The 16,633-nt window shown below is 73.7% G+C and carries 14 protein-coding genes and 1 tRNA gene; 4 read left to right on the top strand and 11 right to left on the bottom strand.

The genetic code is table 11. From position 1 onward, the window contains the following. Positions 1–4 precede the first annotated feature (4 nt). Both AB5J51_RS06445 and AB5J51_RS06440 read right to left on the bottom strand, forming a co-directional pair. A complete protein-coding gene (locus tag AB5J51_RS06445) occupies positions 5–1,795 on the bottom strand; it encodes a sigma-70 family RNA polymerase sigma factor (protein WP_369777119.1) in 1,791 nt (596 codons plus the stop codon). Between the two features lie 152 nt (positions 1,796–1,947). Further along, complete coding sequence (locus AB5J51_RS06440; protein WP_369777118.1) at positions 1,948–2,745, bottom strand: IclR family transcriptional regulator; 798 nt, start codon at positions 2,743–2,745, stop codon at positions 1,948–1,950. Positions 2,746–2,880: 135 nt separating this feature from the next. Between AB5J51_RS06440 and AB5J51_RS06435 the strand changes: the two genes are divergently transcribed. Together AB5J51_RS06435 and AB5J51_RS06430 are read left to right on the top strand one after the other, a co-directional pair. Next, a complete protein-coding gene (locus AB5J51_RS06435; protein ID WP_369777117.1) occupies positions 2,881–3,519 on the top strand; it encodes a bifunctional 4-hydroxy-2-oxoglutarate aldolase/2-dehydro-3-deoxy-phosphogluconate aldolase in 639 nt (212 codons plus the stop codon). 2 nt (positions 3,520–3,521) lie between these two features. Continuing rightward, positions 3,522–4,511: a sugar kinase gene (locus tag AB5J51_RS06430; RefSeq protein WP_369777116.1), complete on the top strand. Its 990-nt coding sequence runs from the start codon at positions 3,522–3,524 to the stop codon at positions 4,509–4,511. Here the strand turns inward: AB5J51_RS06430 and AB5J51_RS06425 are convergent. From AB5J51_RS06425 to AB5J51_RS06415, 3 genes are all read right to left on the bottom strand, one after another. Further along, on the bottom strand, positions 4,494–5,378 hold the full coding sequence (locus AB5J51_RS06425; RefSeq protein WP_369777115.1) for an aldo/keto reductase: 885 nt from the start codon (positions 5,376–5,378) through the stop codon (positions 4,494–4,496). The genes AB5J51_RS06430 and AB5J51_RS06425 overlap by 18 nt on opposite strands. Continuing rightward, positions 5,375–6,559, bottom strand: a complete 1,185-nt coding sequence (locus AB5J51_RS06420) for a serpin family protein (protein ID WP_369777114.1) — start codon at positions 6,557–6,559, stop codon at positions 5,375–5,377. The genes AB5J51_RS06425 and AB5J51_RS06420 overlap by 4 nt, the downstream gene beginning before the upstream one ends. Positions 6,560–6,635: 76 nt before the next feature. After that, entirely contained in the window at positions 6,636–7,961 is a 1,326-nt protein-coding gene (locus AB5J51_RS06415) for a glycoside hydrolase family 18 protein (RefSeq protein ID WP_369777113.1), read from the bottom strand. Between the two features lie 215 nt (positions 7,962–8,176). Between AB5J51_RS06415 and AB5J51_RS06410 the strand changes: the two genes are divergently transcribed. Further along, a complete protein-coding gene (locus AB5J51_RS06410; protein WP_369777112.1) occupies positions 8,177–8,407 on the top strand; it encodes a hypothetical protein in 231 nt (76 codons plus the stop codon). A gap of 132 nt (positions 8,408–8,539) precedes the next feature. Then, a tRNA-Trp gene (locus AB5J51_RS06405) sits at positions 8,540–8,613 on the top strand. A gap of 76 nt (positions 8,614–8,689) precedes the next feature. On the opposite strand, the gene AB5J51_RS06400 is transcribed toward AB5J51_RS06405, so the two are convergent. The 6 genes from AB5J51_RS06400 to AB5J51_RS06375 form a co-directional block, all read right to left on the bottom strand. Further along, a complete protein-coding gene (locus AB5J51_RS06400) occupies positions 8,690–9,085 on the bottom strand; it encodes a VOC family protein (RefSeq protein ID WP_053789905.1) in 396 nt (131 codons plus the stop codon). Between the two features lie 123 nt (positions 9,086–9,208). After that, positions 9,209–10,831 carry a N,N-dimethylformamidase beta subunit family domain-containing protein gene (locus tag AB5J51_RS06395; protein WP_369777111.1) on the bottom strand — a complete coding sequence of 541 codons (1,623 nt, stop codon included), beginning with the start codon at positions 10,829–10,831 and terminating at the stop codon, positions 9,209–9,211. An 86-nt stretch (positions 10,832–10,917) separates the two neighbouring features. Next, complete coding sequence (locus tag AB5J51_RS06390; protein WP_369777110.1) at positions 10,918–13,311, bottom strand: polysaccharide lyase 8 family protein; 2,394 nt, start codon at positions 13,309–13,311, stop codon at positions 10,918–10,920. Between the two features lie 80 nt (positions 13,312–13,391). Continuing rightward, positions 13,392–14,168, bottom strand: coding sequence for a sugar phosphate isomerase/epimerase (locus AB5J51_RS06385; RefSeq protein WP_136223958.1), 777 nt, complete (start codon positions 14,166–14,168; stop codon positions 13,392–13,394). A gap of 59 nt (positions 14,169–14,227) precedes the next feature. Then, entirely contained in the window at positions 14,228–15,415 is a 1,188-nt protein-coding gene (locus AB5J51_RS06380) for a dihydrodipicolinate synthase family protein (protein WP_369777109.1), read from the bottom strand. Then, entirely contained in the window at positions 15,412–16,563 is a 1,152-nt protein-coding gene (locus AB5J51_RS06375) for a Gfo/Idh/MocA family protein (RefSeq protein WP_053789910.1), read from the bottom strand. Before AB5J51_RS06375 ends, AB5J51_RS06380 begins: the two co-directional genes overlap by 4 nt. Positions 16,564–16,633 lie beyond the last annotated feature (70 nt).

Here is a 16,633-nt window from a genome sequence, read left to right as displayed (position 1 = left end):
CGGGTCACATCTTGGCGCCGAAGTTCTGCGTCCACCAAGGGCCGCCCGGGCCCGTGTGGATGCCCACGCCGATGTCCTTGAAGGAGCAGTTGAGGATGTTGGCGCGGTGGCCCGGGCTCTTCATCCAGGAGTCCATGACCGAGGCCGCGGTCTGCTGGCCCTTCGCGATGTTCTCCCCGTACGTCGACCAGCGGTACCCGGAGGCCGTCGTGCGCTTCCCCGGGTCGGCGCCGTCGGGGTTGGTGTGCGCGAAGAAGTCCCGGGCCGCCATGTCGTCGGAGTGCCCCTGGGCGGCCTCCCGCAGCTGCGGGTCCTCCTTCAGCGGGCCGCAGCCGGCCGCCGCACGCTCGGAGTTGACCAGTGCGATGACCTGGCCCGCGACCCCCGCCGGGGCGGGCGCCGGAGCCGGCGCGGGCGGAGGCGACGCCGGCGCCTTGGACTTGGTCGGAGACGGGCTCGGACTCGGGCTCTCTGCGGACGGGCTCGGCGAGGCGGAGGCCGAGGGCGAAGGGGAGGCGGACGCGGAGGGCGAGGCCGAGTCCGAGGGCGGGGCCGAGCCGGCATCGGGCGCCGACAGTGCGGAGACCGGGGTTGCGGGTGCGGCGGCGGTCTCCTCGTCGTTCGAGCCGGGGAAGCCGCCGAGGTAGGCGAGCCCGCCGCCCGCGACGCACGCGGCGAGCACCGCGCCGCCGATCGCGCGGCGGCGGCTCCGGCGGCGCTTGCGCAGGACGCTGCGGCCGCCGCCGGCTCCGGCGTCCGGTATGCCGCCCTGACCGGAGACGGTGGGGGTGAGCTGGGTCGCGGCGTCGGAGAGGTCCGCGCCGTCGAATCCCGTGCCGCCGAAGTCCCGGCCGTCGAATCCGGTGCCGTTGAATCCTGTGCTGCCGAGGTCCGTGCCGTCGAAGCCCGGGCCCGTGCCCGTCGCCGGGCCGCCGAGGCCGCCCGCGTGGGCGCCCGCGCCGCCGTCGTAGGCGTACGCCGCGCCCGCCGGGACGATGCCGCCCGCCGCGGCCGCCCGTACGCCGGCCAGCAGCGCCACCGAGACCGGGACCAGGGCCAGACCGGCCAACAGCCCCTCCGCCGGGAGCAGTCCGCCCCACAGTCCTGCGCACTGCACGCACTCGCGCGCGTGCCGGGCTATTCGCTTGCGCCACAGGGTCGACGGCAGACCGTCCCAGCCGGCGGTCACCGTCCGCAGCGCCTCGCACGGGGGCTGCGTGCCGAGCGCCCGCTCCACCACCCGGGCCGACTCCAGCTGCGCCTTCATCCGCTGCACCCGTACCGCCGTGTGCTGCGGGGAGAGTTCGAGGGCAGCTGCCACCTCGGCACGGGTCAGCTCACCGGCGCACTCCAGCCACCACAGCGACAGCAGCGCCCGGTCGTCGGTCTCCAGCCAGCGGGTGGCGCGGGCCGTCTCCCGCTGCTGGCCTTCGAGCTGGAGCCGCAGGACCGTCAGGTCGACGAAATCGGCGCCCGGGTCGGCCAGCTCCCAGGCGGCCTCGAGTCCGCTCTCGCCGGGGGCGCTGTGCCGGGCCTGCCAGTGCGCCCGGACCCGGTTCATGGCGATGGCCACCAGCCAGGACCGGAAACTCTCGTCCGACCGCAGGGTGCCGAGCCCGTCGAGCGCCCGCAGCATCGTGTCCTGCACCACGTCGTCCACGTCGCAGGAGCCGTTCAGAGCGCGCCCGACGATGTTGTAGACGAGCGGCAGATAGGTGCTGACCAGCTCGTCCTGCGCGCGGGCATCGCCCGCGCGGGCGGCTGCCACCAGCGCTGCCGTGTGCTGTGTAGTCATGTGAGGTTCCCTGTCCGTACCGGCGGTCGATGATGCCCGATACCTGGGAGACCGTCGAGCGCGGCCCGGATAACGGTTATCCGGAAGAAGAACCCGGAGAACTTTCCGGAGGGCTGCTGCCGGCGGGCCGCGCAGTCCGCTCGCGCCTTGTTCTACAGCAGCGGAGCCAGCCCTTCCGTGGCCGCGCGCAGGGCGGGCGCGTACGCCTCGATCTCCTCGCGGGAGACGAGCAACGTGACGGTGGTGACGCTGACCCCGCCGACCGGCCGGCCGGCCGGACCCGGGATCGCGGCGCCGATGCACCGGATCGCCGGCTCGTTCTCCTCGTCGTCCACGGCGAAGCCCCGGGCCCTGACCTCCTCCAGCTCCGCCAGCAGTGACTCCGGGTCGGTCAGGGTCCGCGGCGTGCGGCGCGGCAGCCCCGCGCCCGCGATCAGCGCCCGGACCTCCTCCTCGGGCAGGTGCGCCAGGATGGCCTTGCCGATGGCAGTGCTGTGCAGCGGCATGCGCATCCCGACCCGGGAGGCCGTCCGGAAGGGCTGGTCGCTCTCCAGCTTCCGGATGTAGGTGAGCGTCTCCCCGCTGTGCAGGGCGAGATGGACCGTCTGGCCGGTGGCCCCGCGCAGCTCGCCGAGGATCCGCCCGATGCTCGGCGGCTCGCTGCCGGTGACCAGCGCGGACAGCCCGCGCAGCCGGGGGCCCACCCCGTACCGCGATTCGCTTTCCGGGCGTACGAAGCCCTGCTCGATCAGCGAGGCGAGGATCCGGAAGGTGCTCGACTTCGGCACGGCCGCGGCCGCCACCACATCGGTGAGCCGGTGCGGTCCGCCGGGCGCGGCCACGGCCTCCAGGATCCGCATCGACTTCTCCAGCGCCGTACCGGCCGCCGAGGTCCGGCCACCGCGCGCGGGGCCCCCGGACTCGTCCGTCGTCTCCCCGTCGTCGGGCATGCGCTCTCCAGAGTCAGGGCGGGTGGGGGTAGGGTCAGCGGGAAGCGTTCCGTTAAACGGTACAGCGTGCCATTACGTGGAACAACTTTTCCGCGTCGGTGGAAACCGCTGCCGGGAACAGAGGGAGGGGTCCCGTTGTCCTGTCACCCGTACGACGCCATGGCCGCCCAGTGCCTGCTGCCGGTGCTGCGCAACGCCGACGCGGACGAAGCGGTCCGCCGGACCACCGCCCTGCTGGCCGCCGGCTGCCGCACGGTCGAGCTGACCACCTCCACCCCCCGCTGGGCCGAGGCCGTCGCCCGGACCGCCCCGCTCGCCGACGCGTACGACCGGCCCGCCCTGATCGGCGTCGGCACCGTCACCACCGCCACCGACGCCGAGACCGCCCTCGATGCGGGCGCGGCCTTCCTGATCTCCCCCTACCCGGCCCCCGAGGTCCGCGCCGTCGCCGCCCGCCGCGGCGCGGTCTTCGTCGAGGGCGGCTTCACCCCGGGCGAGATCGCCTCCGCCGTCAGGTCCGCGGGCGCCGCCAAGGTGTTCCCGGCGCACGTCGGCGGCCCCCGGTTCATCCGCTCCCTCAAGGCGGTCCTGCCCGGGGCGCTGTTCATCCCGACCGGTGGGATCCGGCCCGGCGAGATCCCGGAGTGGCTCGCCGCCGGGGCGGCCGCCGTGGGCATCGGCAGCGGCCTGCCCGACGATCCGGGCGAACTGGCCGCCGTCTTCGCGGCGCTGGCACGGCCGTGCTGCTCCCGCTGCACCGCCGAGGGATGCTGAGCATGGCGCCCGCGTCCGGGCCCCGTACCGGCTACGACGTACTCGTCCTCGGCGAGGTCCTCGTCGAGATCCACGCCGACAGCGCCCTGGGCGAAGCCGCCAACGGCACCGGGGCCCGGATCTCCTACTCCGGCGACGCCCTCAACGCGGCGGCCGCCGCCGCGGCCGCCGGAGCCCGGACCGCCCTGCTCACCGTCGTCGGCGACGATGAGCTCAGCCTCCCGCTGCTCCGGCGCGCGGCCGAGCTCGGCGTGGACGTCTCGCACGTACGCCGCGCCCCGCGCCCCAACGGCGCCTACCTGCTCGGCGCCGACACCGAAGGCGACCGGGCCTTCGTCTACTGGCGCACCCACAGCGCCGGTTCCACCCTGTCCACCCGGCACATCGAGTCCTGGCGGGACCTGCTGACCGGCGCCAAGGCCCTCGTCACCAGCGGGATCACCGGTGCACTGTCCCCGAGCAGCCGCGACGCCGTGGTGGCCGCCGCCGAGGCCGTGCACGCCGCCGGCGGTCACGTCTCGTACGACCCCAACTTCCGCTCCCGCCTGACCGGTCGGGCCGAGGCCCGGGAGCTGCTGGCCCGGATCGCCCCGCTGACCGGACTGCTGAAGGCCTCCTGCCCGGCGGACGCACAGGCCCTGGTCGGCACCGGCGATCCGCGGACCGCCGCCGCCCGCTGGCGCGCCCTCGGCGCCCGTACGGTCGTCGTCACCGCGGGCGCCGACCGGCTGCTGCTCGACGACGGCACGCGGGCGGGGTACCACGCCGTACCCGTCAACCCGGCTCCGGTCGACGCGACCGGAGCCGGGGACTGCTTCACGGGCACGGCCACGGCCCGGCTCGCCCTGGGCGACCCCCTCGCCGAGGCCGTCGCCCGCGGCATGGCGGCCGCCTCCCTCTCGGTGTCCGGCCGTGGCGGCACGGGCCACGTCCCCGCGTTCCCCGAAACGGCGGCCCTGGCCGCCGCCCACCCACTAAGAGGCTTCGAGTAGCGCGATCTCCTCCGGGGACAGCGTCAGCGCCCCGGTGGCGATGTTCTCGACCAGGTGGTCGGGGTTCCCGGTGCCGGGGATGGCCAGGACGTGCGGGCCCCGGTTCAGGGTCCAGGCGAGCCGCAGCTGCGCCGCCGACACGCCGTGGGCCTCGGCGACGGCCCGTACCTGCTCGGCGCCCTCCGCGACGAGCCCGGCCTCCTTGCCCGCGCCGGCGATCGCGAAGAACGGCACGAAGGCGATGCCCTGCTGCCCGCACGCGTCGAGGAAGGCGTGGTCCTCGGCCGGGGAGCCGATCCCGTACGGGTTCTGCACGCACACGACCGGTGCGATGGCCTGCGCCTCGGCGAGGTGGTCGGGCCGGACGTTGGACACCCCGAGATGGCGGATGAGCCCGGCCGTACGCAGCTCGGCGAGGGCGCTGAAGTGCTCGGCGATCGAACCGGTCGTCTCGCGGCGCGGTACCCGCAGGTTGACCACGTCGAGGTGGTCCCGGCCCAGCTGGCGCAGGTTCTCCTCGACCTGCCCGCGCAGCTGTTCGGGGGTGGCCCACCACCATTCCCCGGCGGAGTTCCGGCCCGGCCCCACCTTGGTGGTGATGACGAGGTCGTCGGCGTACGGGGCCAGGGCCCGGTTGATCAGCTCGTTGGCGGAGCGCAGCGCAGAGAAGTAGAAGGCCGCGGTGTCGATGTGGTTCACGCCGAGCTCGACGGCCCGGCGCAGTACGGAAGTCACCCGCTCACGGTCACTGGGGGAGCCGTCGGCGAGATGCGTCAGGCGCATGGCGCCGAAGCCGATGCGGCGGACGGTGAGGTCGCCGAGCCGCCATGTGCCGGATGCTGCCGCGGTGATCGTTTCGGAGGTCATGGCGTGAGGGTAACCGGCTCGGCGACCCATCCCGCGGCGAGCACCAGCCGGGAGGTGCGGTGGACGGCGAGGAAGCCGAAGGGGCGGTGGAAGGACACCTGGGCGTGGCGGACCCGGTACCGGTACCGGGGGAGGGCGCAGCCCGCGACCAGATCGACGGCGGTCACGGCGGCGGCTTCGAAGCCTTCGGCGTGGAAGCGGGCCGTCGCCGACTGCCGGGCGGATCCGACGGCGAGGGGTTCGGAGCCGATCCCGGGGAAATGACCGGACCGGGTGTCCGCGGCGGCGTGCAGGCCGAACAGCCGGGCGTGGTCGAGGAGATCGTGGTCCGCGCCGACTTCGAAGGCCACCGTCCCGACGCGCAGGAGGGGTTCACGGCCCGCCGACCGGACCGTCCCGATGTGCAGCCCCGGCCCCGGGTTTCCCTCGGGAAGCAGGCTCGCGCCCGTCGACGGCACGGCCCGGGTGACGGCGGCGGCGCCGGCGGAGAGGACCTCCCCCGGGCGGGCGTCGGGTTCGCCCAGCACCAGGTGGACGTCCACCCCGCGGTCGCCCACGACTTCGAGCAGCGTCACCGGGCCTGTCGGCGTCTGCGTCACGCGGACGCGGTCCAGGAGGGAGGTGCTGCGGTACAGCGCGAGCGCCGACCGCCCGGCCCACGGGCCCTCGGACAGATCGACGGTTCCGGTTCGGAAGGGCTGGATCCACTTCAGCCGCAGTGCGAGCGCCGAGGCGAGGACCAGCCGGGTGTCCTTCCTCAGCGGGGCGGGCATGCGCTCGATCAGCCCGCCGGTCCGGTCCGCCGCCCACCCGTCGAGGGCCTTGCGGTCGGTGTCCTCGTCGCCGGTCAGGGTGCCGCGGGCGCCCTCCGGGAGTCCCGTCAGCCAGGATCCGTGCAGGGAGAGGTCCGCCTTGGTCCACAGCCCGGTGGCCGCCTGGAGGCCTCGTACGCCGGCCAGGTCGGCCAGCAGCTCCCGGGCGGCCGCGGTCGCGGACTCGGCGGGTATCCCGAGGGCTTCGGCGAGTTCGGCGCGGGCCGGGCCGCCCGCGCCGTCGGCGAGGAACGCCAGCAGGGGCCAGACCCCGGCCGCCGTGAGGACGGTGCCGTGTTCGCCGGTCACCGCCTGCCGCGCCCAGCGCGTGGTGAGTCGGTTGACCGCTCGTACCGTCGTGTTCCTCATGGCGGTGAGCGTACGTGGTGGGGCGCCGCCGGGCCGGGTCATTTCCGCGGCCCGGAGGCGCCGGTATCGTGGCCGGTCAGCGGCCGCCCAGGCCCCGGTCGACGGCCGTCATCAGCTCGCCGTCGGCGGTGTCCGCGTCCAGCGACCAGAACATCGCACCGCCCAGGCCGTTCTCGCGGATGTACGCGGCCTTGTTCCGCAGCACCTGCGGGTCGTCGTACGTCCACAGGGTGCTGCCGTCGAACAGCCAGGCGTGGCCGCCGCGCCGGTCGCGGTAGATCTTGTACGCGCCCGAATCGGCCAGCTTCTTCAGCGCCTTGTAGTCCTCGTGCCCGGCCGCCCAGGTCGCCGGGGCCGGGCCCGTCGCCGGCTGCCCCATGCCGTCCCCGCCGCCGCTGACGCCGGTCCAGCCCTGCCCGTAGAACGGCATGCCCGTCACCAGCTTGTGCGCCGGCGCCCCGCGGTGGCGCCAGGCCTCCACCGTGCCGGCCACGCTGAAGTCGCCGCGGGCGCGGAGCGCGGACTGCTGGGCGGTGGTGGGCTCGCCGGAGACGTGGAAGTCGTAGCCCTGGAGGGTCACGAAGTCGAGGTCGCGCATGATGCGGCGGACGTCGAAGCCCGCGTCGATCTTGGCGGGGGCGGTCGGGACGAAGGCCGTGAGCTCGTACTTCTCCTTCCGCTTCTGGCTGCGTGCGTACGCGTCGAGCTGCGTACGGAACTCCTTCACCAGCGCCGTGAAGTTCTGCTTGTCCTCCGGCCGGAACTTCGTGTCCGTGTCACCCGCCGAGCCGGGCCACTCCCAGTCGAGGTCGATCCCGTCGAAGACGCCGGCCGCCGCGCCGGCGCCGCCACGGGCGCCGTCCTGCGGCAGGTTGCCCTTGATGTAGAGGTCGATGCAGGACTCTACGAGCGCCTTGCGGGAGGCCGGGGTGAGCGTGGCGTCCGAGAAGTGCGTGGACCAGCTCCAACCGCCCAGGGAGAGCAGGACCTTGAGGCCCGGGTGCTTGGCCTTGAGCTCGTGCAGCTGATTGAAGTTGCCGGCGAGCGGCTGCTCGGCGCCGTCGGCGACCCCGTCGACGGAGTTCGCGGCGTCGAGCGGGCGCACGTAGTCGGCCCAGGCGTCGGCCTCACCCGGCACGTTCCCGGTGAAGCACGTGCCGTCCGCGCTGATGTTGCCGAAGGCGTAGTTGATGTGGGTGAGCTTGCCGGCGGTGCCGCTCGTCTCGAGGTCTTGGACCTGGAAGTCCCGTCCGTAGACGCCCCATTGGGTGAAGTACCCGACCCGCTTGTACGAGCGGTCGTGACCGCCGTCGCCCTGCGCGGCGGCGGACGGTGCGAGGGCGGTGAGCAGGGAGAGGGAACAGGCGGCGACGGCCAGCCTGCCGAGCATGCTGCGGCGCATGGGCTTCCTTTGCGGATGCGGGAGCGGTGCGGGGACGCGTGCGCGGTGCATGCCGGAAACTATTGGTCTGGACCAGAGCGGTCAAGGGGGCGTCCGGAACTCGGGCCGAAGGGCTCAGGGCTCAGGAGAGGCTCCAGTGGCCGACGTCGTCGGCGAGGCCGGAGTTCAGCGCGAACTGGACCGCGGCGAGGGCGGCGTGGTTCGGCAGGCGGAAGGTGACGAAGCCGAACGCCGAGCCGCCGGGGGCGAGGGAGACGGTCTCGGGGAACGCGGGACCGGCGGCGGTCGTGGTGTTGGAGCCGGTGACGCTCGCCGACGACCTCGGCAGTGCCTTCCGGTCCGCCTGCCACGGAGGTCAACTCCCGGCCGCCCCGTACCTCCTGTCTCACCGGGTGGACGTCGACCGGGTCGGGCCCGACGGCCGACCCCGCTGGGCGTCGCTCTGACCAGCGGAAACCAAACCCCGACCGACTGGCTTCGGACCGTCGGCGCACACGCGTGAGCCGAACTTCCACCCGCATGACCCATAAATCCATTTGGATCTTCGCTGCGCTCCGTGTCAGAGTTGGTCTCACCGAAGGGGTGTAGCTCAGCTGGTCAGAGCGCTGGTCTCCAAAACCAGATGTCGCAGGTTCGAATCCTGCCGCCCCTGCAAGCAGTACGCGCCGTCGGGCCCGTCCCCTCCACAGGGGCCGGGCCCGACGGCGTTCGCACACCTGATCAGAAGGCTAGGCCGTGGGTTCCGTGTAGCCGTACGGGCGGGTGATGATCTCCATGCCGTGGCCCGACGGGTCGAGGAAGTAGACGCCGCGGCCGCCGTCGTTGTGGTTGATCTCGCCGGGCTGCTTCATGTGCGGGTCGGCGAAGTACGGGACCCCGCCTGCCCGGATCTTGCCGAACGAGACGTCGAATTCCTCCTCGGAGACGAGGAATGCGTAGTGCTGGACGGTGATGGACTCGGCCGGGGCGGTCGCGAAGTCGAGGGTGACGCCGTTGGCGGTTTCGACGGGGACGAACGGGCCCCACTCGGTCCCGACCTCGAGGCCGAGGATGTCCGCCAGGAACTCGGCGGCCTTCCGGTTGTCACGGGAGTGGACGATCGTGTGGTTGAGCTGTACCGACATGAGTGAATGCCTCCGCAAGGCACATCACGGGCACCTCCATGCCTCACCCGGTCGGTGACCGACACGCGATGCCGTGATCACGATCCTAAAGGCCGCTTCCGGGTCGAGTCCACCGCAATCCGGTCATGGCGAACCCCCGTACACCGCCTTGACATTGTCCTGGGCGGGATGGGTCCGCCCCGCCGGGCCCGCCGCGAAGGCCCGCAGCAGGTTCTCCGTCACCCGGGTGGTCAGCGCCCCCGCCTTCGCGTCGAGGCCGTGATTCGCCCCGCTGCGGCCGTCGCCGGTGGCGTCCAGCGCCTCCACCCAGCGCATGGTCCCCGTCGCGAACACGCCCGCACCGCTCGGCACCGTGTAGTAAGCCGTGTCCTGGTGGCTGGGACGGCCCTCGCACACCACGGGGGAGTGAGCCAGGATCTCGATCGGACGGGGCGTCGGAAAACCTGTGTTGATCTTGTCGTACTCCACGCCCACCAGGTGCGCGAAGCGGTCGCCCGCCTTGACGCCGGTGCCCTCGAACAGCCAGTGGCCGGGATGGGTCACCACGTACGGGGCGTCCACCGGGTAGCCGTCGTAGATCACGCCGAGCAGCGAGCTCTCCGGATCGGCGCCGGGCGCCGAGCGGAAGTCGACGGTGGCGGGGTGGCCCCGCTTGAAACCGGGATCCTGGTCGTAGGAGGACTTGTAGCAGACCACCGTACGGTCCGGCCCGAAGTCGGAGGGCTCCAGCCGGATCCGGCGGAAGCAGCAGTTCGCCCCCAGGACCGCGATGTTGGTCCCGGCGTCCCGGGCGGCGGTGAAGTGGGCCCGCTGCTCGGGCGACCAGTACTCGTCGTGGCCGAGGGACAGCACCGCAGCGGCCCCTTCCAGCAGCCGCTTCTCCCGCGCCACGTCGGTGGTCGTCGCGTAGGCCAGCGGTATGCCGAGCCGTTCGGCGAGGGCGAGCAGCGGGGCCTCGTACACCAGGAACAGGCCCGCGCCGTCGTCGTACTCGTACGGCCGGTCGAACGTGACGGAGAGGGAGCGCGACGCGTAGCCGCCGCTGGGGCCGTCATAGCTGCCGTACCCGCCCCACCGGTTGTACGCCTGCCAGGTCGCCACCGCGTTCACGACGACCGTACGGCCGGCGCTCGCCGCCGAGCGCACGGTGACCGGGACGAAACGCTGGCCCTCGCCGCCCTGCGCGTCCAGCCGCAGCAGGTAGCAGCCCTCCGGCCAGTCCTTGGTGTCGACGGTGGTCGTACGGGGCCACCGGGTGCGGACCATCCGGGTCGCGGAGTCCACCGTGTGCTCGGGCTGGCGTACGCCGGGCAGGGCCTCGGACCGCCACACCAGCCGGGCCCGGGCGCCGCCGTACCAGCCCATCCGGTAGGCGGAGACGGTGAACCGGGGCGCGGTGGTGGACACGTGCAGGCCGAAGGACTCGCCGGGCAGGACGCTGACCTTGTCGGCGAACCCCTCGATGGCCCGCGCCGGTCCGGCCTTGGTCACGTGCCAGTCGCCGTTCCCGGGCTTGGCGTTCTCGGCCTTGACGTCGAAACCGGCCGGCCCGCCCTTCCCCGCCGCCCCGCCGGGCGCCGGCCCCTTGGCCTCACCGTTCGCCGCCGCCCCCTCGCCGGTTCCGTTCGCGCAGCCCGCCACGGCCCCGAGCCCGGCGGCGGTCGCCGCGCCCGTCGCGATCGCGAGGAACCGCCGCCTGCCCGCGCCTTCGCCGTTCCCGGCCCCGGCTATGTGCTCCTGATCCATGGAGGGCACGTTATGTCACGCTTGACGCCCCTCTGCTACCGGCCCGGCCGTCCTCCCGGACGGCCCGCCCCGCACCGTCTCCCGGCTCACCCCAGCCGCACCACCACCTGCTGTACGGCCCCCGCCGCCGTGGTGAGATCCCCGAAGCCGAGCCGCAGCCGGCCGCCGGTGGCCTCCGAGACCAGGCTCGGCGGCCTCGTCAGCACGGCGGCGACGGGGCGGTTCCAGACCAGGATCAGTGAGGTCAGGGCGCGGGCCGGGTCCGAGACGCACACCGCGGCCGTACCGTCGGGTCTCTCCCGCACCGTCACCGAACAGGGTGCTTCGGCTCCCAGCGGGCCGACCGACCCGGCCTGCCAGAAGTTGACCCCGGTGAAGCCCAGCGAGGGCACCGAGACGCCCTGGGCCGTCTCCGAGTTGGCGAGCACGGACAGCCAGCCCGGAGCGGCGGCCCGGGCGGCCGTCCGGGCCGCCGTCGCCCCCGGCATGATCTGGTGGACGTACCCGGCGCCGGCCGGGGCCGTGCCGTGGTCGTACCAGAGGGTGAGGTAGCGCCGGGTCAGGGCCGTCGTGGAGCCGCCCCGGTTGATGTCGCTCCACCGGCCGGTGCGCGCCTCCCGCAGGGCCTTGAACGACCCGGAGCCCGACATCACGTACCCGCCGAACCCGGCCAGGTGCGCCCAGCCGGGGGAGGCGAAGGCCGCCGACCAGCCGAGGGCGGCCGGCTGGACCGTGCCGCCCACGGTCAGGGCATGCGTACCGGAAGCGCCCAGATTGCGGTTGTCGACGACCGTCTCGACCGCGGTCCCGTCCGAGCAGCGGATCCCGGCCCCCAGGCAGACGATCGTGTCGTCGAGGAAGAACCAGGACGTGCGGGCCGTGAGCGTGCTGCCGAGCCCGCGCAGGTGCTGGCCCAGCGAGGCGAACTCCCCGTCGGTCGACCCGCCCACCCAGGCCGCGTCGGGCCGGGACGCGCCCCAGTCACCGCCCGCCCCGTCGGCGAGCACCTTCCGAGACACGGTGGTCCCCGGCAGCCGGTACGGGTCCACCGTGGGCCAGAAGGCGTCCGAGTACTGGCCGTTGCCGTACGTGGCCCCCCACCAGGAGAGCATCCCGCTCCCGGTGTGCCAGCCGCGCAGGTTCTCCCCGTTGCCCGTCTCGTAGTGGGCGATCCGCTTCGAGGCCATGGACAGCGAGGCCGCCCAGTTGGGCCGCCGGTGGGTGGTCCGGTCCATGGACGCGAACAGCCGGTGCCCGACCGGCTCGGGCAGCGCCGTGACCGACGTGTCGGACTCGACCTCCGCCAGCCGGGCGAGGGAGGACAGCGCGAGCGCCGTGTCCGCGAGGGGGCGGCTGTAGTAGTCCCGGGCCATCCACCCCTTCACCAGCCCCCGCCAGCGGGCCCGCTCGGCGGCGCTCGCACCCTCCGCGAGCAGCAGGATCGCGGCGAGCACCGCATGCCCCCGGGCGTGGTCGTCCTGCTGGACCTGCCGAGGGTCGGCGACCAGCAGACCCCGGCTCACCGCCCGCCCCGACACGCAGTCCATGACCAGCCCGTTGAACAGGAACGGCGCCCAGGCCCGCTCGACCGCGTCGAAGGCGATCTGCGCCCCGGGGTCCGTGACCTGCCACGGAGTGCCCTTCAGCAGAGCGAACAGCAACCCCAGCCCGCCGAGCAGCACCGCCCCGTACGTCCCGGTGTACGGAACCCAGGTGTGCTGGACGAACGACCCGTCCCGGTAGAGACCGTCGCCCGCGGTGACGTACGGGAACACCGGCGCGAGCGCGTCCCGGGCCAGGGCGATCCTCGCCGAGTCCCCGCCGACCACCCCGCGCAGCGCCAGCACCCGGCACAGGTCCACCCGGTTCGCCCCGGTGCTGGTCCCGGTGTACGAGCCGACGGCCGAATCCGGGACGAAGTGGTCGACGGCCGCGCAGAAATCGGTGATCCGGGCGGCCGGCAACTCCCCGTACAGCAGCACGCACAGGTCCAGCAGGGCCTGCGGGGCGCCGATCTGCCAGCAGTACCAGTTGCCGTACCGCACCTGGCCGGCGTGGTACACGTCCGCGTGCAGATGGTCCAGCCCGGTCAGCAGGGCCGAGCGCAGCGCACCGTCCCCGGTGAGCCCGGTTCCGGGCCGGACGTAGGCCTCGGCCATCGTCCGCAGCCGGTAGCAGCTCTGCATCATCATCTCGGGGTCGCCGGCGTACCCGAGGTCGGGCCAGAGCGAGCCGGCCGCCGGAGCCATGGCGGAGCGCCATCCGCTGGCCAGGACGCCGAGGTCGGCGAGTCTCGAACGGAACGGCTCGGCCGCGGCCGGGATCTCACCGCCCAGGAAGAGGCCGCGCCACACCGCCCTCATGGCGTCGTGGACCTCGCCCCCCGGCGCAGCCCCCGCCCGCGCGGCGGGCGCCCCCAGCAGGAGCGCACCCCCACCGGCTGCGGAGAGGAAGGTGCGCCGACTCCACACGTCTGTCATCGCTTGCTCCTTGTCCGATCCCGTACCGATTCCCGTACCGATGTCCGTACCGGCCCCTCACCCGCCCCGCTCGGCCTGCCTCACGCCACGTGCTCGCGGTAGCGGTCGATCACCTCCCCCAGCACCTCGGAGCCGTCCCGTGCCCACAGCCCCGGATGGAAGATCTCCACCTCCACCGGGCCCCGGTAACCGGCCCCGTCGGCCAGCTCCCGGAACGCCCGCAGATCGATGCAGCCGTCGCCCAGCTGCCCCCGGCCGAGCAGCACTCCCTCGGGGAGCGGGGTCACCCAGTCGGCGACCTGGACCGACACGATCCGCCCGCCCGCACCCGCCCGGCGCAGATCGGCCGGCAGCCGTTCGTCCCACCACAGGTGGTACGCATCGGCGACCACTCCCACCTGCCGCGCCGGGAACTGCTCGGCGATGTCCAGCGCCTGGCCGAGGGTGGAGACCACACAGCGGTCCGCGGCGAACATCGGATGCAGGGGCTCGATCCCCAGCCGTACCCCGTGCGCGGCGGCCCACGGGGCGAGTTCGCCCAGGATGTCGGCGATCCGCCGCCGTGCCCCCACCAGGTCCCGGTCGCCGGCGGGCAAGCCCCCCGAGACCAGGACCAGCGCGTCGGCGCCCAGTTCGGCCGCCTCCTCCACGGCCCGGCGGTTGTCCTCGAGGGCCGCCGCACGCCCCGCCGGATCGGCGGCGGTGAAGAACCCGCCGCGGCACAGCGAGCTGACCCGCAGTCCGGCCCCGGCGATCAGCTTCGCCGTCTCGCGCAGCCCGAACTCCCGGACCGGATCCCGCCACAGCCCGACAGCGCCCACCCCGGCCTCCGCGCACCCGGCGACCAGCTCGGGCATCGACCACTGCCGGACCGTCTCCTGGTTGAGGCTGAACCGGGCCGGCGCCGGCCGCCGGCTCACGACGCCACCCCATAGACCGCGAGGAGCTGCCGCATCCGCGCCTCGGCGAGCTCCGGATCGGGGAACAGACCCAGCAGATCGGCCTGTTCGTACGCTGTGGCCAGATGGGGGAGCGGCCGGGCCGACTGCAGCCCGCCCACCATCGTGAAGTGCTCCTGGTACCCCGCCAGCCAGGCCAGCAGCACCACCCCCGTCTTGTAGTGGCGGGTCGGCGGGGCGAACAGGTGTCGGGACAGCTCCACCGTCGGATCCAGCAGCTCCCGGAACCCCGCAGCATCGCCGCGGTCGAGGGCGAGCGCCGCACGGGCGGCCAGCGGGGCGATCGGGTCGAAGACGCCCAGCAGCGCGTCGCTGCCGGGCTCCCCGTCGGTGGCCCCGTCCCCGCCCCCGGCGATCAGTTCCGGATAGTGGTAGTCGTCGCCGGTGTAGCAGCGCACGCCCGGCGGGAGTCTGCGCCGGATGTCCCGCTCCCGCTCCGCGTCCAGCAGCGAGACCTTGACCCCGGCCACCCTTTCCGGGCAGTCGGCGATGATCTTCAGGAGCACCTCGGTGGCCGCGTCGAGGTCGGCGTGGCCCCAATACCCGGCCAGCTCCGGGTCGAACATCGGGCCGAGCCAGTGCAGTACGACCGGCCGGGCGCTCTGCCGCAGCAGCCGCCCGTACACCTGCAGGTAGTCCTCCGGCCCGCGTGCCGCGGCCGCCAGGGCGCGGGAGGCCATCAGGACGGCCCCCGCCCCGCACGCCTCGATGTGCGCGAGCTGTTCCTCGTACGCCGCGGTGACGGCGGCCGGCGCGTGCCCGCCGCCCGGGGCCAGCTGGTCGGTGCCCGCGCCGCAGACGATCCGGCCGCCCACCGCCCGGGCCTCGGCGGCGGACCGGCGGATCAGCTCCGCCGCGGCCGGCCACTCCAGGCCCATCCCGCGCTGCGCCGTGTCCATGGCCTCCGCGACCCCGAGGCCCTGTGCCCACAGCCGGTGCCGGAACGCCAGCGTCGCCTCCCAGTCCACCACCCGACCGGTCTGCCCCGAGCCGCCCGCCGAGGCTGCGAGCGGATCCGCGACCACATGCGCGGCCGCATAGAACCTGCGGCTGCGCGCCGGACCGCAGACCAGAGCAGGAAGCGGATTGCCACACGGCCGGTGCAGGCGGTACCCGCCGTCCGCCGAGGGGAGCCGGATGCTCACAGGACCACCTCCGGCACGGGCAGCCGCCGGCCCTCCGCCGAGGACCGCAGCCCCAGTTCGGCGAGCTGTACCCCGCGCGCACCGGCCAGCAGGTCCCACTGCCAGGGCTCGTCGAGTACGACATGGCGCAGGAACAGCTCCCACTGCGCCTTGAAGCCGTTGTCGAACGGGACGTTGTCCGGGACCTCCTGCCACTGGGTGCGGAAAGCCTCCGTCTGCGGCAGATCGGGGTTCCACACCGGCTTGGGCGTCGCCCCGCGGTGCTGGATGCGGCAGCCGCGCAGCCCGGCCACCGCCGACCCGTGCGTCCCGTCCACCTGGAACTCCACCAGCTCGTCACGGTGGACCCGCACCGCCCAGGAGGAGTTGATCTGCGCGACGGCACCGCCCTCGAGCTCGAACACGCCGTACGCGGCGTCGTCCGCCGTCGCCTCGTACGGTTTGCCCTCCTCGTCCCAGCGGCGGCCGATGTGCGTGCGGGCCAGGGCCTGCACCGTGCGGATCCGGCCGAACAGCTCGTGCAGCAGGTACTCCCAGTGCGGGAACATGTCGGCGACGATGCCCCCGCCGTCCTGGGCCCGGTAGTTCCACGACGGCCGCTGGGCCGGCTGCCAGTCCCCCTCGAAGACCCAGTACCCGAACTCCCCGCGCACGGAGAGGATCTCGCCGAAGAAGCCGCCCTCGATCAGCCGTTTCAGTTTCAGCAGGCCCGGCAGGAACAGCTTGTCCTGGACCACGCCGTGCTTCACCCCGGCTGCCGAGGCCAGGCGGGCCAGTTCGAGCGAGGACGCGAAGGTCAGGGCGGTCGGCTTCTCGCAGTACACGTGTTTGCCCGCCGCCACGGCCTGCCGGACCGCGGCCTCGCGGGCACCGGTGACCTGGGCGTCGAAGTAGATCTCGACCTCGGGGTCGGCCAGCACGGCCGCCAGGTCCGTGCTGACGTGCTCCAGTCCGTGCTCCTCGGCGATGGCCCGCAGCGCCGGCTCCCGGCGCCCGACCAGCACCGGCTCGGGCCACAGCACCCGGCCGTCGCCCAGGTCCAGCCCGCCCTGCTCGCGCAGGGCGAGCAGCGAGCGGACCAGATGCTGGCGGTATCCCATCCGCCCGGTCACGCCGTTCATGGCGATCCTGATCGTCCTGCGCTCCACGGTGTCCCCTCCTTCGGGGCCTTCGGGCCGGCTCTTGGTCTTCTTCGTGCTCGGTCGTGCGTCGCGCTGG

The sequence above is a fragment of the Streptomyces sp. R33 genome (genome assembly GCF_041200175.1).
In the GTDB taxonomy this organism is placed as follows: domain Bacteria; phylum Actinomycetota; class Actinomycetes; order Streptomycetales; family Streptomycetaceae; genus Streptomyces; species Streptomyces katrae_B.
Note: the sequence above shows the minus strand (reverse complement) of the source record. Positions and strands in the feature narration are given on the sequence as shown.